Genomic DNA, 2,236 nt, shown 5'->3' on the forward strand with positions numbered 1-2,236 from the left:
CTTTGGATGATAACTGGGTTGTCCGTCTTTACTATAGGCATTGATTAGTGGCTTAAGATCCAATTGTTCAATCACTCCATTGACGATCCTCACCGGATGGTCTTGTGGAATTAATTCTTCAATGGAAGGAGGAAAAAGCCAGTTTTGCTGTTGATTATAGACCTTAAATTTATGGCTCATTTATCTGATTATCAGTATTTAAAAATAATAAAAAACCTCCAGATAATCAATGGTTAAGAACTAATAAAATGAAAAAAGCTGCCTCAAATTAATGAGACAGCTTCATAGAAAAAGCAGGCCTGTGTTGATGAGCTGGTTTAATAGAGTCACGGCAGATGGCTGCACTGTGTTAAACCGATTTTTATATGAATTAAAGGTTAGACTAACTTATAAATATGGAGACGATTGACACTCAAACAATGCCAGAAATTTTTAATAAAATTAATAGACAGTAAAAACAAATTTATTACTTCAGCCAGCCGCTAAAAATGACTCATAATTTGTTACCATATCGCATCAAAAAATTGGTATATTTATAAAGCGTGATTTGAATTAATTCAAATCAATAAAATGGAAGTTTTGAGTCCGATTCGGTGACCTTTTGAACCTAAAAATTTAAAACATTACTGTTAATAAGGCATACAGTGAAAGGTGGGCGTTCTGCCACCCCGACGAACCTTATCGAAAAAAGGACTAAAACACTGTTAATCACTTGATTTTCAGTGTTTTTTGTTTTTACTGATATCAATTGATATCATATGAATTCATCCATTTCAGTGAATGATTCGGTGAATACTTTCTTTCCATGAATTCACTACCTTAGAAGAACATTACGGTTGATTTGACTTTCGTCTTTACAAACTATTGTATCATTTAAAGACGCTTAAAATGCCTGATTTTACTACATTCTCCGTACTTTTCTTTACAAGAAAACTGAACAAAAATTCAAATGAACTATCCATCTACGCCCGTATTACCGTAAATGGAAAATGTTCTGAAATGAGTCTCAAAAGAAAGACTTCAGTGAATGAATGGGATAATTCCAAAGGAAGACTTAAAGGAACTACCCCCAGAATTAAAAAACTAAACAGCTACGTAGACCAGGTGTATTCCCAATTACTGGATACTCACAAGAAGCTTCTGGATAAAGATAACCTTATTACTGCTGCAAAGATTAAGGCTTCTTATTCGGGCCTGGATGAAGATCATAAGACTATTAAGGATATCGTAGCCTATCATAATGAAAAGATGAAAGATGTTCTCAAATGGGGTACGCTAAAAAACTACCACACCACAGCAAGATATCTGGAAGAGTTTTTAAAGAAGAAAAAGAAAACCGATAATGTTTACCTGAAGCATATCAATTACCAGTTCATCACAGAGTTTGAGATGTTCCTTAGAAGCTACAGCCCTAAGAAAGCTAGAAAAACTTGTGGAACAAACGGCACTATGAAGCACCTGGAACGGCTAAAGAAATTACTGAACCTGGCCATAAAATTAGAATGGCTAGAGAAAAACCCCTTTAAGAGCTATAGTTTTAAGTTTGAGAAGAATGATCGGCAATTTTTAACCGAAAGAGAACTACATATATTGGAAGATACGGTCTTTACCAGTACTTCTCTTGAACGTATAAAGGATATGTTTGTATTCTCCTGCTATTCCGGCTTAACTTATACAGAGCTTAAAGAACTAACCACAGATAACCTTGTAAAAGGCATGGATGGCAAGGACTGGATTTATACTAAACGGGAAAAAACCCAGCAATCTGTAAAGGTTCCGTTACTGAACCCTGCCAAAGAAATCATTAAAAAATATAAGGAACATCCGGAAAAAGGATCAAATGAAGTTTTTCCGGTTATATCTAACCAGAAGACCAATAAATATTTGAAAGACGTTATGGATGCTATCGGCATCAAAAAGAAAATTACGTTTCACTCCGCCAGGCATACTTTTGCTACTGTAGTGACTCTTTCCAATGGTGTACCTATTGAAACTGTTTCAAAACTACTAGGGCATACGAAACTGTCTACCACGCAAATCTATGCGAGGGTGCTGGAAAATAAGTTGAGTTCAGACATCAATAAATTGGATGAAATAATTGGAGAAAAACGAAAGGACAACGCCAATTAAATTGATTCAATACTTGATCGTGGCTACCTGTATCCCTTTCAATTCAATAGTTCCCTTAATTTTAATTCTTTTAGGTACCTTATAAAATGATATAAAACAGGTTTAT

General features: G+C 34.7%; 2 protein-coding genes. One reads left to right on the forward strand and one right to left on the reverse strand.

Translation table 11 applies throughout. From position 1 onward, the window contains the following. A partial coding sequence (locus RM553_RS19315) for a transposase (RefSeq protein WP_432271480.1) occupies nucleotides 1–180 on the reverse strand: 180 nt, incomplete at its 3' end. Nucleotides 181–888: 708 nt separating this feature from the next. Between RM553_RS19315 and RM553_RS19320 the strand changes: the two genes are divergently transcribed. Further along, nucleotides 889–2,130: a site-specific integrase gene (locus RM553_RS19320; RefSeq protein WP_311536606.1), complete on the forward strand. Its 1,242-nt coding sequence runs from the start codon at nucleotides 889–891 to the stop codon at nucleotides 2,128–2,130. Nucleotides 2,131–2,236 lie beyond the last annotated feature (106 nt).

It is taken from the genome of Autumnicola tepida (genome assembly GCF_031846485.1).
In the GTDB taxonomy this organism is placed as follows: domain Bacteria; phylum Bacteroidota; class Bacteroidia; order Flavobacteriales; family Flavobacteriaceae; genus Autumnicola; species Autumnicola tepida.